Origin of the sequence: Corynebacterium sp. UMB2355A (assembly GCF_033877495.1) — a bacterium.
In the GTDB taxonomy this organism is placed as follows: Bacteria; Actinomycetota; Actinomycetes; order Mycobacteriales; family Mycobacteriaceae; genus Corynebacterium; species Corynebacterium pseudogenitalium.
The window spans coordinates 1,075,591-1,101,017 of sequence record NZ_CP138855.1 but is presented as its reverse complement, the minus strand read 5'-3'; the positions used below and the strand labels follow the sequence as shown (position 1 = coordinate 1,101,017).

Genomic DNA, 25,427 nt, shown 5'->3' with positions numbered 1-25,427 from the left:
CTATGGCTAAAAAGAACCGTAGAAAGCAAGAGAATCTCCCAGAGGGAATGAGCCGCCGCCAGGCGAAACTCGCTGCCCGCGCCGCTGAGCGCGAGGCGCTGCAGAAGGACCCGCGCCCGTACGAGGGCCTGGCCGCTGAGGCCGAATTGGTGGCGCTGCAGGAGTTCGTGCCGTCCGCAACCGCGCAGGTGACCGTGAAGGACACCCCGGTGCAGCTGGTGACGGTGCTGCCAGGCGCCGTCGCGGCGATGGTGCGCGAGGGCGGCGAGCGCCTGGTCGCGCTGCAGGTTGCTGCGCACTCCCAGAACCCGGGCCGCGACCTCGCGTACGCCCTGAACTGGGTGCTGAGTGCCAAGGAGGGCGAGCAGCTCCAGTCCACCGCGGCCGACGGCCAGCAGCCGACCCTGAAGGACATCTTCCCGGTTGACGCCGCCTTGGACGTCACCTCCTACGACGACTTCTCCTGGTGGTTCCCGGAGGATGCCCAGGTTCCGCCGCAATCCAGCAGGCGATGGCGGCCGCGAACGACGCCGTCATCCCGTCCGTCGAGGTCAAGTCGGACGCGCCGGGCGCCGTGTGGTGGGTCAACCCAGGCGGCGGCAAGGCCCACATCCGCTGGGTGCGCACCGAGGATAACGAGAGCCAGATGCTCTCGGCGCTGGCGCGCATCGCGGCGCGCGGTGAGCTCAACCTGGGTGAAGGCACGAAGTTCGCTGGCGCGTTCCGCACCCATGGTGTTGTGGTCCCGGTGTGGGACCTGGACCCGGCGGTGGAGCCTGCGTCCTACGCGGATGCGTTGGTGGCGCTGAACAAGGCCATCGAGGCCGAGTACGCGAACGAGGCCCAGCTCAGCGCCGACGAGCGCAAGCAGCTGGACAACATCAAGTCCCGCCAGGTCACCATCTAAACAGAGGGCGACCGGGCTACACGGGGGCTATTCGGGGGCCTACCTGAGTGACGAGAAGAGCTGCTCGGCAGCGACCTCGTCCCACAGGATCACGTTGCCGACGTCCGCGTCCATAAACCCGCCCACCGGGATGGTTTCCGTGTTCAGACCCATGCTGAACGCCAGCCCGATGCGGGCCAGGTTCCATACGTGGTCCTTGCTGCCCACGGTGAACATGGCCGGGGCGGTCCACAGCAGTGGCAGCGCCCGGAAGGGGTTGAGCAGCACGCCGGGAGAGAGGATGCGGCTGGTCAGGGCGCCGAGGAACTCGCGCTGGCGCCCGACGCGGTCCAGGTCGCCCTGGGCGGTGGCGCGGGTGCGCACGTACCCAAGGCCGGTCGCGCCGTCCATCGTTTGGCAGCCGGGCTCGACGAACAGGTTGGCCAGCGGGTCCTGGATGGGCTCCGCCACGCAGATTTCTACGCCGCCGACGGCGTCGACGATGTTTGCCAACCCACCCATGCCGATTTCCGCGTAGCGGTCCACCCGCAGGCCGGATGCCTGCTCAACGGTCTGGATGAGCAGCTGCGGGCCGCCGTAGGCGAACGCCGCGTTGATCTTTTCCTGCCCGTAGCCGGGCACGGCCACATAGGAGTCGCGCGGGATGGACACCAGCGTCGCCTTCCCGAACAGCGGCAGGTGCAGCAGCATGATCGTGTCGGTGCGGGTGGTGCCCAGGTCGCCGCCGGTGCCGAGGCGCGCCGCGTCCTCCTCGCTCAGGCCCGTGCGCGAGTCGGACCCGACGAGCAGCCAGTTCGTGCCCGAGGTGTTCGCGATGCGCTCGGCGGGCAGGGCGTCGACGCGGGAGAGTCGGGCGTCGACAAGGAAGGTGAGGGCGAGCAGCACCACGAGGAGGGCGGCGAGCAGACGGCCGCAGCCACCTTTTCGACGCCCCCTCCGCCGCTGCGTGCGCTGCCGTGGGGGTCGCTGTGGCCGCTGCGTGACCTGCATCGGGACGTGCTCGCGCTCCGGGCGCTGCTGCGGCGGCCTGTGCTGCGCTGGACGTTGCTGCGCCGGGTACTGGCGCGGCCGGTATTCGCGCGGTTCGTAGTCGCGCGGGTTGTACTGTCGTGTTTCCTGCGGCTCGCGCCGCTCCGGCCGGATGGCTGGCCGTTCCTGCCAGGCAGGGGGCCGTTGCTGCTCCCGCTGCGGGCGACGCTTCCGGATGGGGCGTCCGTAGCGGTCCACGAGCGGTTGGCCGTCCCTGCCAAGCACGAAGTCCTCGAGGTTATCCCGGGGATCGTTGGAATGCGGCGTACTCATGGCAACAGTGTAGACGGCAGGAGTGGGTAGGCGAGAAAAGCGACGGCGTCGATAAGGAAGTGTGCGAGGATGAGTGGCCAGACTTTGCCGGTGCGGTGGTAGTAGTAGGCGAAGACGGCGCCCATCGCGAGGTTGCCGAAGCCCGCGGAAACCCCCTGGTAGAGGTGGTAGGAGCCGCGCAGGATCGCGGAGGCGGCGATCGTGGCGGGTACCGACCAGCGCATCTGCCGCAGCCGGGTGCAGAGGTACATCACCACCACGACTTCTTCGGCGAACCCGTTGGCGAACGCCCACAAGAGGGAAGTGGGGATCTGGACAGCCTCGGTGGTGGGGATGACTACCTTGGACCAGCCGAAGCGCACCGCCCCGATGTAGAGCGCCAGCCCCGGGATGCCGATAAGTGCCGCGAACCCGGCGCCGCGCAGCCAGTCGCGCCACTTCGGCGCAACCCACGCGGTGCCCAGCAGGTACCACGCCAGGCCACCCCACCCGATAAGCGAAAGGGCTGAGACCGCCTGGAGCGCCACGTCGAGCCAGCCGATGGAGCTCGCCTGGGAGTAGAGCGTCGTCGATTGCTCGTTGAGGGGCGCCTGCAACAGCGAGTCGACTAGACGCAGCGCGGCGCGCAGCCCGCTGGCGCCGAAGGTGACGGCCAGCACAAGGAGGACTTCGACGCGGTACCGAGTGTGCATGCAGGCTACAGTAGCCCCATGACAACGATTGCGTACCTCGGCCCGGCGGGAACGTTCACGGAGCAGGCCGTCTGGAACTTTGACCTGCCCGACCCGCAGCTTGTGCCTGTGGATTCCCCGGCGGAGGCGCTCAACGAGGTGCGCGCCGGGCGCGCGGACTACGCGGTGGTTGCGGTGGAGAACTCGGTTGACGGCGCGGTCACCGCGACGACGGACGCACTGACCGAGGCGCCCGGGGTGCAGATTTACGGTGAGACCGAGCTGGAGATCGCCTTCGCAATCATGACGCGCCCCGGTGCTTCACTTGTCGACGCCACCCGCTTCGCCACCCACCCCGTGGCCTACCAGCAGGTAAAGCGTTGGATGGCCGAGCACGCCCCGAATGTGACCTTCCACCCGGCGACATCGAACGGCGCCGCGGCGCAGCTCGTCGCTGAGGGGGAGGCGGACGTGGCCGCGGCCCCGGAGCGCGCGGCGGAGCTGCTCGGGCTCGAGGTGCACGCGCGCGGCGTGGCCGACTTGTCCACGGCGCGGACGCGCTTTGTGCTGGTTGGTCCGTCCGGGAAACCAACGCCGCGTACAGGCAACGATAGGACGTCGATCGTGTTCCAGACCCCGAACGAGCCTGGCACCCTGGTGGCGGCGCTGCAGGAGTTCGCGTTCCGCGGCGTGCACCTTTCCCGTATTGAGTCACGCCCAACACGCAAGGAGCCGAACACGTACTCCTTCCACGTGGACATCGTGGGGCATATCGACGACACCGCCGTGGCGGAGGCGCTGCGGGCTGTGTACCTGCGGTCCTCGCAGATTACGTATCTGGGGTCGTGGCCGTGCGCGCAGCAGGCCACGTGGCCCAGCGGCAACCCGCGCCTGGCGGAGGCCCAGGCATGGGTGGACGGGCTGCGCTAAGCAGGGATAGCTTCGGCTAACCCCAGCCGAGTTCGTGCAGCTCGTGCTCCTCGAGCCCGAAGTAGTGGCCGACCTCGTGGAGGACGGTCACCTTTACTTCGTGGCGCAGTTCTTCTTCGTCGCTGCACATCGCCTCGAGTGCGTCCTTGTACACGAATACCGCGTCCGGCAGGAACCCGCTGTGGTTTGAGTGCTGCTCAGTAAGGGGGATGCCCTCAAACAGTCCGAGTAGCATGGGTTCGTCCGGGTTGAAGTCGCGGGCCAGCACCACCATGTTCGTCATGTGGCGGGCGAACTCCTCGGGGATGGTGTCCAGGGCGTCGTTGATCATCTCCTCGAAGGCGTCCTGGCTGACCGGCTCCATCATGGTCGGGGCTGCTCCTCCCGAAGCGGGCGGCGCTCGGGACGCTCCGGTGGCGGGTTGCCGTCGATCTTGAGCACTTCGCGCCCGGCGGTCGCGGACCCGGTCAGGGTAGCGAACTGCCCCTCCGGATTCGAAAAGACCAGCGCGCAGTTCACGCTGTGCGAGCCACCCTCCCATGCGGACGGCTTCTGCGTGGTCCAGAACGGCTGCAGCGCGATCTGGTAGAGGTTTTCCTCCGCGCCCATGTACTTCTGGGCGGCGTCGGTGCATACGTCGCGAAGGTGGTTGTCCTGCTCCTCGATGCTCGGGGTGTGGTCGGGGAAAACCGGTGCGAGGTCCACCGTGCTGGTGATCTCCATCTGGTGTGGCTCGTTGCAATCCACGCTGCTCAGGCTGGAGGTGCCGTCGATGGCTACGCACTCCCCGGGATTAAAGGTGCGCGCCTGGTCCTGCTCGGACACGCGGCCCGTGGTCAGGATTGGGGTGCCGTCGCGGTCGGTTTCCTGCAGGCCGCACAGCATGGTGCGGTCACCCTCTTCCCACGCGGCCGCGGGTGGCAGGATCGGCGCGATGGAGTAGCGCCCGTTCGGGTCGAAGGCGCCGTTGAGGTAGCGCAGGGTTGCGCCTCCGCACAGCTCCTCGCGCAGCTGTGCCTGGCGGGTCTGGTTCGGCATCGGTGCAGACGGCCCGAACTCGGAGGTGGGGTAGGTTGCCAGGTCTTCGCGCGCCGAGACCTCGAAGCGGTGCTCGAGTGCGCAGTCGGTTTGCTCGAAGGCGGTGATGTGGCCTTCGGCGTCGGCTTCCCACGTCAGGCAGGCGCCTTGGTCCGCCGTGGTGAACGGCGCTGGCTTGTTTTTGCTGTGTCGTTTCGGAGTGGACGTCGATACCTGAGCCTCATCTTGAGGCGCGGGCGACGCGTTGTAGGTGTAGGAGCCGAAGCCGACCGCACCCGCGAGCAGCGCGACGAGAAAGCCGCGCAGCGCTGTTGTCCTGCTAGCCATGTGCATTTCCTATCCCTCGAGGTTGCGCAGTACCTGTGTGCAGACTATAACGATCCGTCCGGTACACACTGGCACAGTATTCCACACGTGTGCCATGGCTTTGCGCATAGCGCACGATTCGCAGCAGCGCGCGGTTCGCCGGCACCTCGAGTAACGGGGCGACGGTCGCGCCGGCATTCACGGCGGTCACGGTCTGCTCAGCTTTGGTGATGCCGAGGTTGTAACGCTTATCGAGTACCTCGTACACCGACGCCTGCAGGTCGTGTTCCAGCAGGTCGGGGACCAGCTCGCCGTTGTACCAGCCGTCGTCGACGGCGTAGGGTTGGGCGTCGCCAAGCCGGAGGCGACGCAGGTGGATGTGCTCTGTGTGTGGCGGGGTGCCGAAGTACTCAGCGACTTCTTGAGGCGCTGGCGCGCGCTCCGCCAACAAGATGCTTGACGACGCCACCACGCCTTGCGCCTGCATCTCCTCGGAGAAACTGGCCAGCTGCAGCTTGCTCACCAGTGGGCTCGGCGCCACGAACGTGCCTTTGCCCCGGACCCGGCGGAGCTTGCCCTGGGCGACGAGGTCCCCGATCGCGCGTCGCACCGTGATCCGGGAGACCCGGTAGGTCTCCTCGAGGGCGCGTTCGCCGGGCAGCGGGTCGCCGGGGGAGAGCTGATTGCGGCAGTACTCTTCGAGGATGATGCGTAGCTGCGCGTGTTTCGGGAGGGGGCCTTCCTGGATTTCGGTGGGGGGCTGCTCGGGCGTGGACATACCCCCACCATAGCGCACTGGTTATTACCAGAGTGGGGCGGCGGTGCAGGTGGCGTATCGAGGGGCGGAACCGGGTAGAGTTGTGGGCGTGATTGATCTGAAATTTCTGCGCGAGAATGCAAACGACGTCCGAGAGTCCCAAACCGCCCGTGGCGAGGATCCCTCCCTCGTCGATCAGCTGCTAGCCGCCGACGAGCAGCGCCGCGAGGCTATCCAGGCAGCAGATGAGCTGCGTGCGGAACAGAAAGCCTTCGGCAAGAAGATCGGCCAGGCTTCCCCGGAGGAGCGCCCGGCGCTGCTCGAGGGCTCGAACGAACTCAAGGCTAAGGTGAAGGCCGCCGAGGCCAAGCAGGCTGAGGCAGAGCAGGCCGTGCAGGACTTGCAGTACAAGATCCCGAACCCGATCCAGGGCGCACCGGCTGGCGGCGAGGAGGACTTCGTGGTCCTCGAGCACGTCGGCGAGGTCCCGACCTTCGACTTTGAGGTGAAGGACCACCTCGAGCTGGGTGAGAACCTCGGGATTATTGACATGAAGCGTGGCACCAAGGTTGGCGGTGCGCGCTTCTACTACCTGGTCGGCGACGGCGCCTGGATGCAGCTGGGTATGATGATGCTCGCCGCGCAGAAAGCCCGCGAGGCCGGCTTCAAGGTCATGATCCCGCCTGTCCTGGTCCGCCCGGACGTCATGCAGGGTACTGGTTTCCTTGACGAGCATGACGAGGAGATCTACTACCTCGAGCGCGACGACCTTTACCTGGTTGGCACCTCTGAGGTGGCGCTGGCCGGCTACCACACCGACGAAATTATTGACCTCTCGGACGGCCCGCTGCTCTATGCCGGCTGGTCCAGCTGCTTCCGCCGCGAGGCCGGCTCCTACGGTAAGGACACCCGCGGTATCCTGCGCGTCCACCAGTTCGACAAGCTGGAGATGTTCGCGTACTGCAAGCCTGAGGACGCCGAGGCGATGCACCAGAAGCTGCTCGGACTCGAGCGCGAGATGCTCGCCGCAGTCGAGGTGCCGTACCGCATTATCGACGTCGCCGCTGGTGACCTCGGCTCGTCCGCGGCACGCAAGTTTGACACCGAGGCGTGGGTGCCGTCGCAAGATACGTACCGTGAGCTGACCTCGACGTCGAACTGCACCACGTTCCAGGCGCGCCGCCTGTCCATCCGCTACCGCGACGAGAACGGCAAGACCCAGACCGCCGCCACCTTGAACGGCACGCTCGCGACGACGCGCTGGCTCGTCGCAATCCTCGAGAACAATCAGCAGGCCGACGGCTCGGTCAAGGTGCCTGAGGCGCTGCGCCCGTGGGTTGGGAAGGACGTACTGGTTCCCTAATGCGCACGATTGATGGACTGTTTGAAGTAGCAGACGGCTATACCGCCCCGCGGCCGCACAGCGGTGATATGCAGAACCGCTTCTACCAGCGGATTGTGCGCGCGGCAAAGCGCTACTTCCGGTTCGCCGGGACGAAGGCGACGGTCCACGGCCTCGAGCACGTCCCGCTGGATGGCGGGGCGATGCTGGCGATCAACCACACCGGCTACCTCGACTTCATGCTGGCAGGCATTGGCCCGTACCTGCGCGGGGAGCGCCTGGTGCGGTTCATGGCGAAGAAAGAAGTCTTCGGCATTCCGGTGCTGCGGTGGCTGCTGCGCAACATGGGGCACGTCCCCGTGGACCGCTCGGCGGGCGCCGGGGCTATCGACGCCGCCGTTGCCGCCCTACGCGAAGGGGCGATCGTCGGCATCTTCCCAGAGGGCACGATTTCGCGCTCCTTCGAGATTGCGGACTTTAAGACGGGCGCCGTGCGCATCGCTCGCCAGGCCGGAGTGCCGCTCGTGCCCTGCGTGATCTGGGGCTCCCAGCGCTTGTGGACCAAAGACCAGCCGAAACGGCTCGGACGCTCGGGCATTCCGGTCATCATCCGCTACGGGGAACCCGTTGCTGTCGACGGCACCGTTGAAGAAGCCACGGGTAGGCTCAAGGCAGCGATGGAAGCCATGCTGGAGACCACCCGCGCCGAATACGAAACGCGCTTCGGACCCTTCGAGCCCGGCGAGCCATGGATGCCGGCCTCGCTCGGAGGGAGCGCACCGACTCTTGAAGAAGCAGCCGAAATTCGCCGAAAAGAACGCGAGGCAAAGAAAGGGAAATAACATGAACGCCCCCAGCCTGATCATCAGTGACATCGATGGCACATTCCTCAACTCCTACGGACGGGTGACCCCGCGCCTGTTGGAGGTCGTCGCGCGGGCTGTGCGCGGCGGAACCAAATTCGGGTTGGCCACCGGGCGCCCCCACCGCTGGCTGCTGCCGGTGCTCGAGCAGCTGCCGTTCGAGCCGGTCTGTGTGGCCGCCAACGGCGCCGTCATCTACGACCCAGAACACGACGAAGTGGTGAAATCCTTCGCGCTGTCCCCGGAGAGCATGGAAGAGACCGTGGAGGTCGTCGAGAAGGTAATGGGGGAGGCCGGGGTGACCGTCGGCTACGGGGTGGAGCGACTGAGCCAGAGCGCGCTCGACCCGGAGGAAGAGTGCTTCCTGATTACACCGGAGTACAACCCAGACGCCTGGGACGCACGCTTCGGCGTCGTCCACGTCGAGGAGCTGCTGGCAGAACCTGCGGCGAAGCTGCTCGTGCGCTGCCCGGGCCTGATGGCGGCAGAGATGTTCGACATGATCGCCCCCGAGATCGACCAGGACATAGCGCACGTGACCTACTCGATGGAGGAGGGGCTGCTCGAGTTCTCGCGCCCCGGCGTGACCAAGGCGGCAGGTGTTTCCTACCTGGCGGCCCAGTACGGGATCGACCCGTCCCAGGTGGTGGCGTTCGGCGACATGCAAAACGATGTTGAGATGCTGGCGTGGGCAGGCATGGGCGTTGCCATGGGCAACGCGACGGACGCGGTGAAGGACGCCGCTGATATTGTGACCGCATCAAATGATGAAGACGGCGTTGCACAAGTATTGGAGCACTGGTTTTAACTCATGACGTTGCTGGCGGCTATTGATCAAGGCACAACATCAACCCGGTTCGTAGTCGCCACTACGGGCGGCAAGGTGATCGCGCAGGCGCAGTTCGAGCACCGGCAGATTCTGCCGCGCGAAGGCTGGGTCGAGCACGACCCACTCGAGATCTGGCGCAACACGCGACGCGCCATGAGCGACGCCGTGGCCAGCGCAATATCGACGAAGCCGCCATCGCCACTTTGGGCCTGACCAACCAGCGTGAAACCGCCGTCATCTGGGAGCGCGCAACCGGTAAACCCATCTACAACGCCATCGTGTGGCAGGACACCCGCACCTCCTACGACGGCGACGCCACCGAGTTCCAGGCCACCACCGGGCTGCTGCGCAACTCGTACCCGGCCGGGCCGAAGTGGGCCTGGATCCTCGACCACGTCGACGGCGCCCGCGAGCGCGCTGCCCGTGGCGAGCTGCTCGCCGGCACCATGGATACCTGGCTGATCTGGAACCTCACCGGCGGCCAGCGCGACCCTGACAACGCACTGCACGTCACCGACGTCACGAACGCCAGCCGCACCCTCCTGATGGACCTGGAAACCCTCCAGTGGGACCCCGACCTGTGCGAAGCCATCGGCGTGCCGCCCGAAATCCTGCCGGAGATCCGCCCGTCCGTCGGCGACTTCGGCCAGGTCCGCAACCGGGGTCCGCTGGCCAACGTGCCCATTTGCGGCGTGCTCGGCGACCAGCAGTCGGCGCTCTTCGGCCAAGGCGGCCTCGAAGAGGGTGCTGCGAAGATGACCTACGGCACCGGCCTGTTCATGCTGCTCAACACCGGCACCACGCCCACCTTCAGCGAGACCGGAATGCTCAGCACCGTTGCCTACCAGCGCGCCGGGCAGCCTGCCGTCTACGCCCTGGAGGGCTCCGTCGCGGTGGGCGGATCGCTCATCCAGTGGCTTCGCGACCAGCTCGGGATCCTGCGCACCGCCGCCGAATCCAAGAAACTCGCCAGCGAGGTCCCGGACAGCGGCGGCGTCGTCATCGTGCCTGCGTTCTCCGGGCTGTTCGCGCCGCGCTGGCGCCCGGACGCCCGCGGCGTCATCACCGGTCTGACCCGCTTCGTGGACCGCCGCCACATCGCGCGCGCCGCCCTCGAAGCAACATGCCTACAGACCCGCGAGGTCGTCGAAGCGATGGGCGTCGAACTGCGCGAGCTGCGCGTCGACGGCGGCATGACCTCCAACGACCTGCTCATGCAGATGCAGGCCGACATCCTGGGCACCCGCGTCGTGCGCCCCGGCAACATCGAAACCACGGTCATGGGGGCGGCGTCGGCAGCGGGGATGGGCGCCGGGCTTCTCGACGCCCCACTCTCCCTCGGCACGCCCACAACCTGGGAAGATACGGCAAACGCGGCGACTCGCGAAGTGCTTGTCGCCGCGTGGGAAGATGCGGTACGCCGTTCCTATAACCTTGCCTAGCCGCTAGCTGTTGCTAGTGCACGCCAATGTTGATGGTGTTGGTGTGCTGGTTGTATGTGATGTCGCCGCCTTGGAAGTCGACGCGGAAGAGGCCGTCGCCAATCGGGTGCTCGGAGTTGACCGGCAGGCCGAGCGGGCCGGCGTCGAGACCTTGCTGCAGCCAGGCGTTCGCGATCTTCGTGAACATCGTGAACGCTTCGCCCTTCGCGTTGCGCACGGCGATGCCGTTCTGGAAGAAGCCGAAGTCGTTGCCGCCCACGCCGCCGACGCCACCGATGACGGCGCCGAGCGTCGGCTCGAACTGCTTCCACACCGCAGCCAGGTCGTTCTGGCCAGCGAACTTCAGCATCGGCTCGATGTACGGGGCGATTTGCTGCAGCGTCAGCCCCGGAGCGATCTCCACACCTGCGAGGTTCTGGATGCCTCCCGGCAGCAGGTCGTTCGCCTTCGCGTACAGGAAGATCAGGCCAGCCAAGGTGCCAACGGCCGCTGCGATCGCCACCGCGTCACCCGAGGCAATACCTGACAGGGAAATGTTGTCGGAGGAGCCCGAGTTGGTCACCTGGGTCGTGGTGCCGTCAGGGTTCGTGACGGTGTCCGATTCCTTCTTACCGGAGCCCAGTGCGTCGAGCAGGTCGCCGACCGTGGTGTCGGTGACCGGTCCCGTGTAGTCGCCAGGAGGGGTGAACTCGGAAGAGTTCTTCAGCGCGCGGTACTTCGTGTTCGCGATGGTGCGCACCGTGCCCATCTGGTTGTACAGGTTCTGGCCTGGGCACTCGTTGTAGTGGAAGTCCCGGTGCGCGTTGATGTTCGGGAACATCCCGCCCTGGCCGGCGCGGTACTTGCTGCCCTTGAAATCGAAGTCAGCGTAGTGGTAGCTCGAACCCATCGGGTCGAACCCGGAGACAGCAGCCTTCCAGCCGATGATGTCGCCCAGCGCCTGCAGCGACGCACGCGTCGGCACCGCGGTCTGGTAGTTGCCCAGCACGGACACGCCCCAGGTGTTCTGGTTGAAGCCACCCACGTGCGCGCCCTGGACCGCGCGGTCGAGTCCGCCGTACCGGCCCTCGTAGATGTTGCCGTACTTATCGACCATGGCGTTGTAGCCCACATCGCCCCAGCCCAGGGTGTAGGTGTGGTAGTTCCAGATGCCGCGGACGATGCCCGGCGCCTGCGCCTCGGTGTAGTTGTTGGAACCAGCGGTATGGTGGACCGTCGCGGCCGTGACCGGCGCGGTGTACGTCGGGTTGCTGTTCTTGCCCGCACCCCACTGCGCGCGGGTGATGACCTTCGGCATCCCGTAGGTGTAGGAGTCGACGACTGGCTTGATGGTGCCGTTGGTGGTGCCGGTGCCGCCGTCGATAAAGACGGCCTGGATGTCGGTGGCCGCATTCGGTGCGGTCGAGCCCTTGCGGCCGTTCTCCAGGAGGTCAACGTTGCCCGTGGAGACCTGAACACGCTTCGTCGGCTCCACGAAGATCGGCTCGGTGCCAAACGTGTCGGTGCCGGGTGCTGCATCGAGCGGATCCATCTCGAACCACTCCGTCCAGCTGCCGTCGGCACGCTGGGCACGCACGTAGGCGACGATGTCGCGGTCGCCCTTCCACGTCAGGCCAAACAGCGTGAACTCGCGGTCGCGGGTGAACTCCTTGACCACACGACGCTCCTCGGTCTCCTCACCCTGGGTGCGCACCGCTGCGTCATCCACGGTGATATTTGCACCCTTGGCGAAGGACTCGCTGGCGTTATAGACGTCCATCTGCGCCGGTGCCGCCGACTGGACCTGGACAATGTGGTTGCCGCCGAACGCTCCGGCGACAACGAGGGCCACGGACATCACCGCAGCCATCAGAGGGCGCATCCTGGAGGATTGCCCATTCAGGCGCTTCCGCTGTTGCACGTTTTAACTCCTGTGGCTATAGGGATAAAGGTTACTCCAGTGAAGTGTAGTGCAAGTTAAAGTCTCAAGTGATTCTTGAGGCTTGGCGTGTCGTGCGGAGGGGCGTCGAAAAGAAGTGTGACAAAATGGCCGTATGACTTACGACCTCATTGTTGTTGGATCCGGATTTTTCGGCCTCACCGTGGCAGAGCAGGCCGCCAGCGAGCTAGGCAAGCGGGTGCTCGTGGTGGAGAAGCGCAACCACATCGGCGGCAACGCCTACTCCGAAAAGGAGCCGGAAACCGGCATTGAGGTGCACAAGTACGGTGCGCACCTGTTCCACACCTCCAACGAGCGCGTGTGGGAGTACGTCAACCGCTTCACCTCCTTTACCGACTACCAGCACCGCGTCTTCGCGATGCACGACGGCACCGCCTACCAGTTCCCGATGGGCTTGGGCCTGATCAACCAGTTCTTCGGCAAGTACTACTCGCCGGACGAGGCCCGCAAGCTGATCGAAGAACAGCGCGAAGGCCGCGACCCCGCTGACGCCACCAACCTGGAAGAGCGCGGCATCGCGCTGATCGGCAAGCCGCTGTACGAGGCATTCGTGAAGCACTACACCGCCAAGCAGTGGCAAACCGACCCCACCGAACTGCCGCCGGAAATCATCTCCCGCCTGCCAGTTCGCTACACCTTCAATAACCGCTACTTCAACGACAAGTACGAAGGCTTGCCCGTCGACGGCTACGCCGCCTGGCTCGAGAACATGGCCGACCACGAACTTATCGACGTCCGCCTCGATACCGACTGGTTCGACATCCGCGACGAGTACACCGGGATTCCAGTGGTCTACACCGGGCCACTCGACCGCTACTTCGACTACGCCGAAGGCCACCTCGGCTGGCGCACCCTCGACTTCGAACAGGAAGTACTGGACACCGGCGACTTCCAGGGCACCTCGGTGATGAACTACAACGACGCCGACGTCCCCTACACCCGCATCCACGAGTTCCGCCACTTCCATCCAGAGCGCACCGAGTACCCAACGGACAAGACGGTGATCGTGAAGGAGTACTCCCGCTTCGCCACCGACGACGACGAGGTGTACTACCCAATCAACACCCCTGAAGACCGCGCCAAGCTGCTGAAATACCGCGAACTCGCCGCCGAGGAATCCCGCAAGAACGGCGTCCTGTTCGGCGGCCGCCTGGGCACCTACCAGTACCTGGACATGCACATGGCCATCGGCGCTGCCCTGTCCCTGTTCGACAACCACCTGCGCCCCCACTTCGAGGACGGCGAGCCGCTGGACCAGAAGCGCGGGCACTAGGGGTTCGCTTGGGGTTTCGGCGGGGTCTTGAGGGGTGAGTGCCAAAGGACGCACCCGTTTATATCTAGAACATTTCTTACCTGCTAGTTTGAATGTCTAGGGTAATTCGGGTTGTGTCTATTGGCACTCTTTCTCTTGTACGCGCACCAAATTCCCGCGTCGACTTCGCGCGACCTGGGGAAACGTCTCGGCGCCCAACCGAAATTCGGGGATTTGGTGCGCGCAGCTCTTGGCCCTACGCTACGGCTTCTTCCTATCGGTGATGCGTACCAGGCAGCCAGCGGCTGCGCCCACCAGCGCGGCCCACAGAATATTCGACACAGGTCCTGCCACGATCAGTGCGATGCATGCCAGCGTCGCCGTTGCCATCAAATTCAACCAAGTGATTCTTGCCGAAGGCATCGCGGCGCTGGGCTCTGCGTCTCAAGTGCGTCGCCTCCGCTCGGCGAACTCATCGAGCAAATCCAACACGTCGGGGGCTCGCCAGGCGCGGGTGCGCTTGTCCAGCTGTGCTCCGGTAACGATGCCGGCCTGCGCGAGTGCTTCGAGCGCATTTCCTGCTGAGGTCTGCGTCGCTCCTAATTCCTCTACCACAATCCGCGTGGTGATTACCGGCCGCTGCAACAACAACGGGAGCACTCTCCATACAAGGGCATCGGAGCGTGCCGTCAACTGTTGTTTCCACTCATCCAGCAGCGTATTCAGTTCATCTGCGATCCACGTGCCGTACTCGACGGCTTCGAGCGCACTTGCTGCGAAAAGGTTGACGATCTGGTCGGCGTCACCTTGCCGGTATGCGTCCAGCGCAGCAAAGTAGTCATCAATATGGGACAGCAAACCTGCAGAGATTGGCACCGACCCATTGACACTGATGCCGTGGGTTTTCAGCAACACATGAACGAGGGCTCTCCCTGTCCTCCCGTTTCCGTCCGCGAAGGGATGGATGGTTTCCAATTGAGCGTGTGCGATCGCGGCCTGCGCTAACGCTGGGATGTCGCGGCGCGACATGAACCTCTCCAGATCCGCCAACAGCTCCGGTATATGATCGTGGTGCGGCGGAACGAACAATGCACCGCCCGGGTGGTGGTTGTCCGGTCCACCGATCCACACCGGCTGCTCGCGCAGTCGACCTGCGATCCTCGGTGCAGCGTCCTGCAGAAGCACACTGCGCATCGCCAACAACGTTTCAGTTGTTGCTGTATCAACTGCAATCACCCGTTGCATCTGTCGAACATTCGCCACGATCAGCTTTGCATTGGCCGACCCCGAACCAGAAAGTTCCGCTTCAAATATCTTGCGAGACGAGGAGGTAAGTTGTTCAATTCTACTCGATGCGACGGCTTCACCGCGCAGCAAAAGTGGGATAAAAGGAATGAGGTCTGTGGCGTGTGTGGCGTCGAAACGCGTCACCGCGATGGTTGCTCGATCCGCGGCTGCAAGCGTTTCAGGGCGTAGCTGCAATTCCTCGTTAGCGATGCGCGGGACTATGGCGCTCTCGTATTTTCGCGGCGTACGTAGCTGCGCCCGACGCGATATATTCTCGGTTGCAGCCTGCCACGGCAAAGTCTCATAAGTCACACTCGGCCACACCATACGTCATAAGTTAGCATGCAAAGTTGTGATGTCGTACCCAACCTATAAACTTAGACATCTATCCTTTGCTATTTGAGGCAACATCAAAGGATAGGTGGAAAGCGCACCTGCTCCCAATGATTGCCTCACCATCTGTACCGAATGGGTGAACAATTGCCAGCCTGGGCATGATGGCAGTGTCTAGAGCATCTGTCAGGGCGAAGTGGCATGGGCGCTCGGTTGAGGGCTTTGTGCTGTCGGTGGGGATGGACCTCCAAAATGACGAGTGAAACCATCTCAAAGTGCCGAACGTGCTGGTAGAAGACTATGAGCGGGTAGTGCTATCGATCTGATCGGTGCAGATCCGCCGGAAGGCATAAGCCACGCTTACACGTTTTTCCTCAGCAGCTGCGCGGGGATTCGCTGCGCGATGCTTGCTTCAGCAGATGTTCGCGGGTGCCTGCGCGGATAATCTCGAGAATGCAAGCAACCTTGACGGCAAGCTGCACCTCGTGGAGCATGTATGCCTCGAATGGGAGTACGGAATAAAACATTTGCGCAGCTTGAATAATGACCACAGCGCCAACCAGGTACTTCCAATTCATCTCATAAAACGCGAGCGTGGCCAGGGTACAGACGGTGCCTACCAAGATTGCCTCCGGGGACGGCCACGCATGGGCAGTGAGTAGCCGCCCCGCAGTAAGAATGAGAAAAGCGGCCGTGATCGCGCCGGGCATCGATAGCCTGCTCGTGTCTTGACGAAGTACTAACACGGGATTGGCCTGCTCTATGTGGGAAATGATGAGGACGTAGATTCCTGCGAGCAGTAACCCTGCCGGAAGCGGAATCCAAACGTGTATAAACGATTCTGGGCTGGGGGCCAGGACCATGGGCACAATGATTGCGATGAGACCTAGCAGGCCGGCTGCGCTGGAGATAACAGCAAACTTCCGAGGTAGCGGCCGCAAGAGCAGTGCCACTATTCCAAACACCAACGCGGAAAATGGCCCGAAGGTGCTGATGATGCTTCCTATCAGTGATTCAGGCTCCGATGCTGTATCCGGAACTTCGAGGAAGTAGTCGAGAAAGATAGCTAGTAACGGAAGGAAATGAAACATATCAGCGCTCCGCGTACTTGTCTTTCATGGGATGGAAACACATAGCGGCACGGAACCGCTAAGAGATATGCCATAAATGTACAGGAGGGCGGTCTTGTGCGTGCAGGATGTTGGAATGGGCTGGCTGGGATGAGGCGCGCGGTACCTGGCACGCCACCTCGTCTCTTGGCTGGTCAGCTTGCAGGTTGCTCAGTTTCCGGCGGCTCAGGGTTATCGTCGAGCGGATACAACAACCACTGGAGGATATAGGTGGCAATGGCGGGCAAGCTAAATAGTTGCGCTACTGCATACCACCAACGGATTGTGTCAGGGCTGCGACCGTAGCGTTCTGCGAGCCCCGCACAGACTCCTGCAATGACGCGTCCGCGTGATGTCCTGTAGTAAGGCCTGCGCATGGTATCCCCTCAGACGAAGTGGCGGGTTGAAATTACTGCGTCAGAGTTTAACGGATGATTGCCGGCGCGACTATGGATAACGAGCGCGTCCACCTCTGGTGACAGGGAGTCTCTGGGCCGCTTGCGTCGGACAAGCACCAAACCGGTTCCGATCAGTGCGTCCTACCCATCGCTAAAGAGAATGTATCCGCCTTTTACTTCGCCGGGTCAACGAACGTCGATACGAGGTAGCGGTTGATGATGCCCCTGCTGTCACCTGCTTTGAAGGTGGCTAGCCGACTCCAGCTACGCGGGCGCTAGGGGACTGCGCGCTTCACACTTTCTATAGGTTAGGCAAGCCTATATAATTTACGGGGTGAGTTTTAGGTCTTTTCTTGCAACCGTCGTCCGGAGTGAACGTATTGCGCCGAGTTTCCAGCGGGTGACGTTCACCGGGATCGACGCCATGGGGCCCGCCGTTCCGATCAGAGATTTGCGTATCAAGCTGCTGATCCCGCCTGCCAGCGGTATGTTCGAGCTTCCCGAAGAGGGGTGGTGGGACACATGGCGTGCGATGCCGGAGCACACGCGCGGACACCTGCGTACCTATTCCATTCGGGAGTTCCGGCGAAGTGCTGACAGCCCTGACGAAGTGGATGTGGATTTTGTTTTGCACAGCGATAGTCCCGGTCCCGCCTCGGCGTGGGCACAAGACGCACACCCTGGACAGCAGCTGCTGATTATTGGACCAACCCGCGACGATGATTCCGGTGTTGGTATTGAATTTAACCCCGGATCTGCTGGGATTGCCCGTCTTTACGGCGATGAAACCGCGTTGCCTGCAATGGCTCGTATCCTGGAGGATTGGCCCGAGGGGCTCGCTGGTTCGGTTGATATCGAGGTGCCCGCTGGCAATCACCTGCCCATCGACTCCCCTTCACAGGTTGATGTCCGGTGGCATTTTCGTGCAGAGGGGGACTTCGACTATGGAGGCTTGCTTCTTGCGCAGCTGAAACAGGAAGTTGGATCCCGTTGTGCCTCCGCTTCGTTGGAAAATGGAGAACCTGGTCTTGTGGATGAAGCCCAGCTCGATGAAGTCTGGGAGACACCCACGTATTCCAGCAGTGGAGAATTGATAGGTCCCACGTCGGATACTGCAGGGCACACCTATTACTGGATCGCAGGGAAGAACACGGCTGTGACGGCGATGCGGCGGCTCCTGGTGAAAGAGGCGGGTGTGCCTCGCCACCACGTGTCGTTTATGGGGTATTGGCGATAACGGGGTTACAAAGTGGATAAACGTGTAGGGCTTGTCGCTTTCCTTGCGGCTTCCACCGTGTGCGCGGCATTAGTGTCTCTTCTGTTCGGGGCGCGTGAAATGGGTTTCGGGGCAACGTTGGGCGCGGTTCGCGACGGAATTGTGTTGGCATTCTCGGGAGGAGCCGAAAGGCTTGAGGCCTCCAGCGACGAGGCGAAGATCATTGCACAGCTTCGGGTTCCGCGCACCCTGCTCGGCCTGTTGGTGGGGGCAGCCTTGGGCACAGCGGGGGCATTGCTGCAGGGACACACCCGAAACCCGCTCGCAGACACAAACTTGCTGGGTGTAGGCCCTGGTGCGGCGCTTGCGGTGGCTGCAGCCATTTCCTTTCATGGCTCAATGACGGTGTTGGGCACTGTTGGGGTGGGATTCCTCGGCGCAATACTTGCGGTGGCGCTCGTGTTCACACTCAGTATGAGGAGCCTGGGATCGAGCCCGATCATGGTTGTGCTCGGTGGTTCTGCGCTGGGCGCGGTTTGTAGTGCGCTCACCAGCGGCATCGTGCTGACGAATACACAAAGCCTCAACGAGATGCGGTTTTGGACGGCGGGCGCTATCGCTGGGCGTGACATGCAGGTGGTCGCGGTGCTTGCCCCGGTGATTCTCCTCGGACTAGTGGGGGCCTTCGCCATGGCAAACAGGGTGAACCTCCTGAACTTGGGAGACGATGTGGCAAGCGCACTTGGCGTGAGCGTCCCCCTCTCGCGGGCCGTGGGCATCGTCCTGGTTGCATTGCTCACGGGTGCCGCGGTGGCTGGGGCGGGCCCAATCGGGTTCGTCGGTCTGGTTGTTCCACACCTTGTGCGCGCCTTCACGGGGCCCGATTACCGCTGGGTACTACCGTGTTCCGCGTTGGCTGGGGCCACGTTGCTTTTGCTTGCCGACGTTATCGGCCGCGTCATCGCCAGGCCCGGCGAATTGCAGGTGGGCATCACGCTCGCCTTCGTTGGTGCCCCATTTGCCCTGTACCTCTTGCGCAAAGGGGCGAAGCTGTGATGCGGGTTTTCGTGACGAATGGTGTCCTTGCGGTGTTGGCTCTCGCCGCGGCCCTTGGCGGCGTTATAGTCGGGGACTTCGGGCTTACGGTGCGGGATGTCGCTTCTGCGCTCATGGGCCAATCCACAGAATTGGCTCGTACGGTGATTGTTCAGTGGCGTCTGCCGCGGGTGGTAACTGCTTTGGGAGTAGGAGCTGCGCTTGGTTTTGCGGGGGCGATCTTCCAGACCATCACGAGGAATCCATTGGCGAGCCCAGACATCTTGGGCGTCACTTCGGGTGCCTCCGCTTTCGCATTGACTGCGTTACTTGCTGGTGGAAGCTCCGGAATGCTGCTGCATCTTCTGGGGGTCCCGCTCAGTGCGTTCCTCGGTGGATTAGCAGTGTCTGCGGCAATCTGGTGGCTGAGCCGTGGCGCGGGTCTCGGGTCTTTCCAGCTTGTCTTCGCCGGGATCATTATCAATGCACTGGCGATGGCATATACCTCGTTCCTGCTCGTTCGCGCCGACTATCGTGACGTGGGCAAGGCGCAGGCGTGGGTGACCGGCTCGGTGGGTTCTGCTAGCTGGCGCGATGCACTCGCCGTACTTATTGCGCTGGCAGTCGTCGTTCCGTTCTTGCGGTGGGCAGCCTTCAATCTGCAGGCGCTCTCGCTCGGGGAGGATACGGCTGCTGGCCTCGGGGTGGAGCCCCGGCATATGCAACTCATCCTCATGCTCATGGCTGTAGTGCTGGCATCGGTGGCCGTCGCGGCGTCTGGTCCGATAGCTTTTGTGGCGTTTGTTGCGCCACAGATTGGACGCAAGATCACACAAGCAGCAACGCCACCTTTAGGAACAGCGATGCTCGCTGGCGCGGCGATTGTGTCTGGCGCAGACTTAGCAGTGCGCACCCTGGTGCCGGGGAACTTGCCGGTGGGCATAGCTACAACTGCGATTGGTGGCGCAGCACTGCTCTACACACTGCTACGCGCAACACGAAAGGTGTCCGTATGATGCTTCAGGTTCGAAATCTCAAGGTGAGTTATGGGGCTTCCGTCATCGTTGACGGCATTGATCTCGACGTGCCCCAAGGCGGTGTCACCACAATCATCGGCCCCAACGGTTGCGGCAAGTCAACGCTGTTGCGAGCTACAGCAGGGCTTATTGCGCGCGATGGCGGCACGGTAATGCTGAACGGCGTAGACACGTCGAAAATGAAGCGCCGAGAGATTGCGCGTCAGCTAGCAGTATTGCCACAGACGCCTGTCGCCCCCGAGGGACTGACGGTTCGTGACTTGGTCAGCCGCGGACGCCACCCGCATCAGTCTTGGCTACGACAGGCTTCTGCTGAGGATGCGCGTGCGGTTGATGCGGTGATGGAACTGACCAATATTGCAGAGTTTGCAGATCGTCCACTCGAACGGCTTTCTGGCGGACAGCGCCAGCGTGCCTGGATCGCGATGGTCTTGGCGCAGGACACTCCGCTCGTGTTTTTGGACGAGCCGACGACATACCTCGACCTGTCTCACTCCGTCGAGGTCTTGTCGCTCGTACGTCGACTCGCTGATCAAGAGGGGCGAACCGTGCTCATGGTGTTGCATGATTTGAACCTCGCAGCACGCTACTCGGATCAACTTATCGTGATGCAGCGTGGCGAGGTTCGTGCGGTCGGTGCGCCTGCCGAGGTGGTCACGGAGACTTTGCTGAACAGCGTTTTTGATCTGCCTGCTGTCGTGGCAACCGACCCGGTAAATGGGGGCCCACTGGTTGTCCCCCGGTAAGCACCACTTCTAGAGCGACTTTTTGATTTGCTCGATTGCGTACGGGATGGTGAGGGGGTTCGGCATGCTCATTGCATTGGCGGTATCGGTGTCTAGCCAGTAGACCCCGCCACGCTTGTTGACATCAAGGTCCATGAAATTCTCGTCGTTCTTCAGCGCATCGATTGCGCCGTAGTAGTCCAGCACGAAGAGGTAGTCCACGTCGTTGAAGTCGACGTAGTTTTCAGGCGACCAGTCGAGGAAGAAGCTGGAGCCATCGCCGTTGAACTTCTCTGGGATCTTGAAACCAAGCTTTTCAATGAAGGAGCCGCGGCCGTCGCCCGAGGTGTATACGCCAAACTTTCCGTCGTAAGGCATGCCGATTACCGCTGTTTTGCCTTGCAACTCAGGGTGAGCTTCGCGGAAATCTTGGAAAGCCTGCTCGGAATCGGCGATGAGTTTTTCGCCTTCGGCTTCCTTATTCAACGCCTTGGAGATTTCCTTAATCTGCTCATCCCACGGCACTTGCCAATCTTCGTATGCATCCGAGTGGAAGGTAGTTGGCGCAATTTGCTCGAGCAGCGCCTTCTTGTCAGCTTCGAGACCACTGTTCACCGCAATGATCTTTGTCGGGTTGAGCGAGGCAACTCTTTCGGCAGTGTCGGTGCTGAACTCGGTGGTCGTATCCCGGATCGGGTTTGGGTCGACTGTGAGTTTGTCCTTGGCCCATGGTCCAAGTCCGGAAGGGTCTCCCGAACCTTCCTGTTGCCAGGTGGCGTAACCGACCGGTTGTTCACCGAGCGCAAGGACCGTATCGACGTCGCCGAGACCCATTGTCACAATGCGCTCCTCTGACCCGTTGGCATTGGAGGTTTCGGGAGCGGTTGTCGAATCGCTTGATCCGGTGGAGCAGCTGGCAAGCATGAGCGCCGCAGTGAACGTGGCTGCGATCCCCTTCAGGGCGCGAGGGGTAAAGAGTGTCAAGGTTGCACCTTTCGTAGGTGGTTAAAGAATTTCGCGTTAGGTCTCCCTGACCTAACGTGACCACTCTAAGGTATGCCTTGCCTAATGGGCAATCCTTGTCTAGGCGCTCGGGACCGGGTCGACGAACGTCGATACGAGGTAGCGGTTGATGTCGGAGCGGTTGATGATGCCCACGACGGTGTCGTCATCCGCCACAACCAGCGCCTTCTTTAGGTGTTTATCGGCGAGGACGGAGGAGATGTGCCCGAGGTCGTTGTTGACGTTGACCGTGATGACGGACTTGGTCGCGATGGAGACGATTGGCCGGTCGAGGACTACGGCGACGTCGGTACCGAACTCCGTCGAGTCGTTGTGCGCGAGCAGCGCATACGGTGTGGTGAGCGCCGGGACGGAGTCGCCGATGACGTCGAGCACGTCGCCGTCGGAGACGAAGCCCGTGGTGGGCGTCATGACGGCCGCGCCCAGCATGTATGCCGTGGCGAGCCACTGGACAGTCGAGACGCCAATGTTGAAGTCGGCCATGATGTTGGTGAAGCCGACGTTGAGGAACGTTTCATTAAACGTAGCGATAAACGCAGCAAGCGCCGCCGCAAACATAATGGACAGCGGCCGATTTTCTGCAGCCTGAGCTGCCGAGGATGGAGACGTAGCCATGAAGCCTCTCTCAGTCGAGCGGATAGGAATGGCTTCGGTGGCGTTAGCGGATTTACGCGCGGCTATCCCGGCAGCGGGACCGCACAACGTGTCTCGTATTCCAGGCCAGGGGCAAGGCTGTAGCAGATTTTCGGTTTTGGTAGGAGTGGATTTCAAAGTGGCGAGTAAAACCATTCCAAACTGCCGAGTAAAAGTATTTCAAAATGACGAGTGAAACCATTTCAAAGTGCGGAATAGGCAGTTCATGGCTATGATTTATCCTCATGGTGGATTCGTATATTGCCCGCATTGCGGACGCTCAATTAGAGGCAGCGCTTCAGCGGCAAGGTGGGGTGCTCATCCAGGGGCCAAAAGGCTGCGGGAAAACAGAGACGGCAAGCCGACAAGCGGGAAGCATTTTGAATGTTGAAACCGATCCCAGCGTCCCACTGGCGATGGCTACCGATCCGCGATGGCTGCTCGATGGGGAGGCACCTCGCCTTGTCGACGAGTGGCAACTGCATCCTCGCCTGTGGGATTTTGCACGACACGAAATTGATCGGCGCAAAGCGAAAGGGCAGTTCATTTTCACAGGCTCGACAGCGCCTGGGGTGAACGCGACTCGCCACTCCGGGGCAGGTAGATTTGCGCGATTGACGATGTCGACCATGACGCTATTTGAATCCGGCGAATCGGATGGCTCGGTATCTTTGCGGGATGTCGTTGCTGGTAAGTCTCCTGCTTTTGCAACTCCGCCACTCGCATTTGCGGATTTAGCGAATCGGATGTGTCGTGGTGGCCTGCCCTACAACGTGGATCTTTCTTTGGAAGATGCCATTCAAAACGTCCGCGACTGCATGCAAACAGTTGCGGGCGTAGACATTCACACGGTTGGGGACGTGACTCGCGACTCGGAACGGGTTCGTAGAGTTTTGCGCTCTATTGCAAGTGCCGTCGCGACAGAGCTTGACCTACAGACGATTGCAACCGACGCCGAAGTGAGTCGCGATACAGCGCGTGACTACCTTGACGCACTTTCTCAGATTTTCGTCTCCGTGGATCAGCCAGCCTGGTCGACTCACCTGAGGTCAAAAGCAACGTTGCGAAAGTCTCCCAAGCGTCACCTCACCGATCCTTCGTTCGCCATGGCTGTGCTTGAGCGAGGCCCACATCACCTGATGCAGGATCCCCGCTATTTTGGGCAACTGTTTGAGTCACTCGTTGTGCATGAACTACGCGCGTTGACTGGCAAGACGGTGTACCACGCAAGGCTGAATACAAAGCTCGAAGTGGATGCTGTAGTCAGCTTTGACGATGTTGATCTACTCGTCGAAGTGAAGCTTGGCTATACGCCAGAGATTCTTGACCACGCCGCAGATACGCTTAAACGGTTTGCGGATCAGCTTGAACAGGAAACAGTTTTGCTCATCGTGACCTCAGGGGGTCCGGTCCACAGGCGTGCGGACGGTGTGATTGTTGCGCCGATTGGGGCGTTGGGTCCGTAGCGGAGGGATTGACGTGCTGTTCGCGTATGGCGGCCACTGAAAAAGTTCCCAAGTCCGGGAACGATTTTGGATTTCTGGTGCGGCGACCTGGGGAAACGCAGCGAAATCTAGGCTGATGGGAGGGATCGTTCCCCGAATTGCGGATGAACTGGGAACTTTTTCAAAAGGATAGGAGGGAAACCTCTGTACCATGTGCGCATGGAACCTCGAAGCATTCTCCGGACATACGCGACGGCGATGGTTGTGTGCCTCGCGCTGGCGATCGGTACGCAGATCCTGCTCGGTAGCTCCGTGGAATTCATGACTATGACCATGGTGTGCGGCATCGTGGAGGCATCGACGGCGCTGCTTGCGCTGGGCGGCGCGGTCTGGTTCACGCAAGCTGCGTGGGGGCGCGGCTACAGAAGGGCAGTTGTGACGGCGTGGGTAGCCGCGGTGTGCCTGGTGGTCGGGTGGGGGTCGATGGCGGTGGCGCGGTGGGAAGAGTATCGGGCGGAGATGTCCCTGCCGATCATCAACCTCTTTATGCTCCTCATTCCCATCGGCCTGGTGGTGTTGCTGAGCGCGGTCCAGCTGGTGCGGAGGCGCTAGCGCTGCGCACCTTTAATAAGGAACACCACTCCCACGATCGCGCTGGCGGCCGCGATGATAGCGCCTGTCGAGCCTGAGATGAACATGACAGCAAACGCTGAGAGCAAAATTCCTGCCCCGCCAATCAAGAAATCCATAGGTTGCAAGGCTAGTGCATGTCAGTAGACTTCGGTGACCTTGGAGGGGTCGCCGAGGCGCTCGCCGGCGAGTACGAGGCCGAGGAAGCAGAGTGGTACGACGTAGCCGAGCACGATCCAGAAGGTGTGCAGCCGCGGGCCGCATGCGCGGGCGATGCCGACGCCCACCAGGGTGCCCACGGTGTTCATGAGGAGGTCGTCGATATCTGAATAGCCGAGCGAGAAGATGTATTGTCCCGTTTCGACGGCCAGGCTCAGCCCGAACCCGAACAGCACGGCCCAGCGGGCGTCGCGGAAGGCAACGTATGCGAGCACGCCGATGGGGATGAAGAAGGCGATGTTGCCGCCGTAGCCGAAGAGGGGCGCGAACCAGGATTGGGCGTCGTGAAGCTCGGCGAGGGGCTGTAGCGAGAGTCCGCGGCGGCGTTGGTTGGCTGGATCCCAGAGGTAGCCGATGCGGAAGAACGCTTTACACATTGTTAACGCAATGACGACGCAGCAGTAGGCGGCGAGGGCTCCGAGAGCTTTGCGGTTCATGGTTGCAACCTAGCACAGTTTCACACCAGTCACAGGGGTAACAGTGGGGGCGTCGAAAAGTCACCCTGAACTGCCCAAACATAAAAGCGAGATAGTGGGTGGAAATAAATGCTTGACTTTCACCCACTAATTCTTTAAAGTAAACAGCAAGTTAACAAACGGGCAACAAAGTAAATGAAAACCGAAGGGAGAGTGTCATGAAGTTCCTCAAATACTTGCTCACGTACGATACGCGCACGATCCTTGAGGCGATCGACCGCGCATCGAACTAACAACTAACACAGAGCGAACGCGAACTGGCGGGCACCGACGAGGGGGTTGG

Annotated in this window: 25 protein-coding genes and 2 pseudogenes; 13 read left to right on the top strand and 14 right to left on the bottom strand. The window is 62.1% G+C overall.

Features of this window, described 5'->3' with window-relative positions; all coding sequences use genetic code 11:
- Positions 1-2 precede the first annotated feature (2 nt).
- A pseudogene (locus R0V12_RS05150) lies at positions 3-907 on the top strand (DUF5926 family protein).
- A 39-nt stretch (positions 908-946) separates the two neighbouring features.
- Here the strand turns inward: R0V12_RS05150 and R0V12_RS05145 are convergent.
- A complete protein-coding gene (locus R0V12_RS05145; RefSeq protein ID WP_070361753.1) occupies positions 947-2,209 on the bottom strand; it encodes an LCP family glycopolymer transferase in 1,263 nt (420 codons plus the stop codon).
- Positions 2,206-2,901 carry a CPBP family intramembrane glutamic endopeptidase gene (locus R0V12_RS05140; RefSeq protein WP_070361754.1) on the bottom strand — a complete coding sequence of 232 codons (696 nt, stop codon included), beginning with the start codon at positions 2,899-2,901 and terminating at the stop codon, positions 2,206-2,208. The genes R0V12_RS05145 and R0V12_RS05140 overlap by 4 nt, the downstream gene beginning before the upstream one ends.
- Before the next feature lie 18 nt (positions 2,902-2,919).
- Here R0V12_RS05140 and pheA point away from each other — a divergent pair, with 18 nt between their 5' ends.
- Positions 2,920-3,810: a prephenate dehydratase gene (gene pheA / locus R0V12_RS05135; RefSeq protein WP_288858021.1), complete on the top strand. Its 891-nt coding sequence runs from the start codon at positions 2,920-2,922 to the stop codon at positions 3,808-3,810.
- Between the two features lie 16 nt (positions 3,811-3,826).
- Here the strand turns inward: pheA and R0V12_RS05130 are convergent, their stop codons facing one another.
- From R0V12_RS05130 to R0V12_RS05120, 3 genes are read right to left on the bottom strand one after another with little or no spacing between them, the layout of a single operon-like run.
- On the bottom strand, positions 3,827-4,174 hold the full coding sequence (locus tag R0V12_RS05130; protein ID WP_070363411.1) for a metallopeptidase family protein: 348 nt from the start codon (positions 4,172-4,174) through the stop codon (positions 3,827-3,829).
- On the bottom strand, positions 4,174-5,181 hold the full coding sequence (locus tag R0V12_RS05125) for a septum formation family protein (protein WP_070975652.1): 1,008 nt from the start codon (positions 5,179-5,181) through the stop codon (positions 4,174-4,176). The genes R0V12_RS05130 and R0V12_RS05125 overlap by 1 nt, the downstream gene beginning before the upstream one ends.
- Complete coding sequence (locus R0V12_RS05120) at positions 5,168-5,932, bottom strand: GntR family transcriptional regulator (RefSeq protein ID WP_320072976.1); 765 nt, start codon at positions 5,930-5,932, stop codon at positions 5,168-5,170. The genes R0V12_RS05125 and R0V12_RS05120 overlap by 14 nt, the downstream gene beginning before the upstream one ends.
- Positions 5,933-6,020: 88 nt before the next feature.
- Here R0V12_RS05120 and serS point away from each other — a divergent pair, with 88 nt between their 5' ends.
- The 4 genes and pseudogenes from serS (at position 6,021) to glpK (ending at position 10,387) form a co-directional block, all read left to right on the top strand.
- Positions 6,021-7,274: a serine--tRNA ligase gene (serS, locus tag R0V12_RS05115; RefSeq protein WP_284805349.1), complete on the top strand. Its 1,254-nt coding sequence runs from the start codon at positions 6,021-6,023 to the stop codon at positions 7,272-7,274.
- Positions 7,274-8,095 carry a lysophospholipid acyltransferase family protein gene (locus R0V12_RS05110; RefSeq protein ID WP_070361758.1) on the top strand — a complete coding sequence of 274 codons (822 nt, stop codon included), beginning with the start codon at positions 7,274-7,276 and terminating at the stop codon, positions 8,093-8,095. The genes serS and R0V12_RS05110 overlap by 1 nt, the downstream gene beginning before the upstream one ends.
- A 1-nt stretch (position 8,096) precedes the next feature.
- Complete coding sequence (locus tag R0V12_RS05105) at positions 8,097-8,924, top strand: HAD family hydrolase (RefSeq protein ID WP_320072975.1); 828 nt, start codon at positions 8,097-8,099, stop codon at positions 8,922-8,924.
- A 3-nt stretch (positions 8,925-8,927) separates the two neighbouring features.
- Positions 8,928-10,387 (top strand): annotated as a pseudogene (glpK, locus tag R0V12_RS05100) (glycerol kinase GlpK).
- Positions 10,388-10,400: 13 nt separating this feature from the next.
- On the opposite strand, the gene R0V12_RS05095 reads toward glpK, so the two are convergent.
- A complete protein-coding gene (locus R0V12_RS05095) occupies positions 10,401-12,287 on the bottom strand; it encodes an N-acetylmuramoyl-L-alanine amidase (protein WP_320072974.1) in 1,887 nt (628 codons plus the stop codon).
- A 133-nt stretch (positions 12,288-12,420) separates the two neighbouring features.
- Between R0V12_RS05095 and glf the strand changes: the two genes are divergently transcribed.
- A complete protein-coding gene (gene glf / locus R0V12_RS05090) occupies positions 12,421-13,599 on the top strand; it encodes a UDP-galactopyranose mutase (protein ID WP_320072973.1) in 1,179 nt (392 codons plus the stop codon).
- A gap of 240 nt (positions 13,600-13,839) precedes the next feature.
- Here glf and R0V12_RS05085 read toward each other — a convergent pair whose 3' ends face one another.
- From R0V12_RS05085 to R0V12_RS05070, 4 genes are all read right to left on the bottom strand, one after another.
- Positions 13,840-13,977, bottom strand: coding sequence for a hypothetical protein (locus tag R0V12_RS05085; protein WP_288791801.1), 138 nt, complete (start codon positions 13,975-13,977; stop codon positions 13,840-13,842).
- Between the two features lie 45 nt (positions 13,978-14,022).
- Positions 14,023-15,177, bottom strand: a complete 1,155-nt coding sequence (locus R0V12_RS05080; RefSeq protein ID WP_320072972.1) for a Fic family protein — start codon at positions 15,175-15,177, stop codon at positions 14,023-14,025.
- Positions 15,178-15,572: 395 nt separating this feature from the next.
- Complete coding sequence (locus R0V12_RS05075; RefSeq protein ID WP_320072971.1) at positions 15,573-16,289, bottom strand: hypothetical protein; 717 nt, start codon at positions 16,287-16,289, stop codon at positions 15,573-15,575.
- Between the two features lie 173 nt (positions 16,290-16,462).
- Positions 16,463-16,684 carry a PspC domain-containing protein gene (locus R0V12_RS05070; RefSeq protein WP_083329431.1) on the bottom strand — a complete coding sequence of 74 codons (222 nt, stop codon included), beginning with the start codon at positions 16,682-16,684 and terminating at the stop codon, positions 16,463-16,465.
- Between the two features lie 355 nt (positions 16,685-17,039).
- Here R0V12_RS05070 and R0V12_RS05065 point away from each other — a divergent pair, with 355 nt between their 5' ends.
- The 4 genes from R0V12_RS05065 (at position 17,040) to R0V12_RS05050 (ending at position 20,739) form a co-directional block, all read left to right on the top strand.
- Positions 17,040-17,942, top strand: a complete 903-nt coding sequence (locus R0V12_RS05065; RefSeq protein ID WP_320072970.1) for a siderophore-interacting protein — start codon at positions 17,040-17,042, stop codon at positions 17,940-17,942.
- 99 nt (positions 17,943-18,041) lie between these two features.
- The gene (locus R0V12_RS05060) at positions 18,042-18,977 is read left to right on the top strand and encodes a FecCD family ABC transporter permease (protein WP_083329441.1); all 936 of its coding nucleotides are present in this window, start codon (positions 18,042-18,044) and stop codon (positions 18,975-18,977) included.
- Complete coding sequence (locus R0V12_RS05055) at positions 18,977-19,972, top strand: FecCD family ABC transporter permease (protein ID WP_320072969.1); 996 nt, start codon at positions 18,977-18,979, stop codon at positions 19,970-19,972. Before R0V12_RS05060 ends, R0V12_RS05055 begins: the two co-directional genes overlap by 1 nt.
- Complete coding sequence (locus tag R0V12_RS05050; RefSeq protein WP_070361767.1) at positions 19,969-20,739, top strand: ABC transporter ATP-binding protein; 771 nt, start codon at positions 19,969-19,971, stop codon at positions 20,737-20,739. Before R0V12_RS05055 ends, R0V12_RS05050 begins: the two co-directional genes overlap by 4 nt.
- A 9-nt stretch (positions 20,740-20,748) precedes the next feature.
- On the opposite strand, the gene R0V12_RS05045 is transcribed toward R0V12_RS05050, so the two are convergent.
- A complete protein-coding gene (locus R0V12_RS05045) occupies positions 20,749-21,702 on the bottom strand; it encodes an iron-siderophore ABC transporter substrate-binding protein (protein WP_246814977.1) in 954 nt (317 codons plus the stop codon).
- Positions 21,703-21,801: 99 nt separating this feature from the next.
- Complete coding sequence (locus R0V12_RS05040) at positions 21,802-22,356, bottom strand: CBS domain-containing protein (protein WP_320072968.1); 555 nt, start codon at positions 22,354-22,356, stop codon at positions 21,802-21,804.
- A gap of 263 nt (positions 22,357-22,619) precedes the next feature.
- On the opposite strand from R0V12_RS05040, the gene R0V12_RS05035 reads away from it, so the two are divergent.
- Positions 22,620-23,840, top strand: coding sequence for an ATP-binding protein (locus R0V12_RS05035; protein WP_320072967.1), 1,221 nt, complete (start codon positions 22,620-22,622; stop codon positions 23,838-23,840).
- A 198-nt stretch (positions 23,841-24,038) separates the two neighbouring features.
- On the top strand, positions 24,039-24,431 hold the full coding sequence (locus tag R0V12_RS05030; RefSeq protein ID WP_320072966.1) for a hypothetical protein: 393 nt from the start codon (positions 24,039-24,041) through the stop codon (positions 24,429-24,431).
- Here the strand turns inward: R0V12_RS05030 and R0V12_RS05025 are convergent.
- Both R0V12_RS05025 and R0V12_RS05020 read right to left on the bottom strand, forming a co-directional pair.
- Positions 24,428-24,568 (bottom strand): hypothetical protein, encoded by a 141-nt coding sequence (locus R0V12_RS05025; protein ID WP_288791811.1) that lies wholly within the window; start codon positions 24,566-24,568, stop codon positions 24,428-24,430. The two genes, R0V12_RS05030 and R0V12_RS05025, sit on opposite strands and share 4 nt — an antisense overlap.
- Positions 24,569-24,589: 21 nt before the next feature.
- Positions 24,590-25,105 (bottom strand): VanZ family protein, encoded by a 516-nt coding sequence (locus R0V12_RS05020; protein WP_320072965.1) that lies wholly within the window; start codon positions 25,103-25,105, stop codon positions 24,590-24,592.
- Positions 25,106-25,427 lie beyond the last annotated feature (322 nt).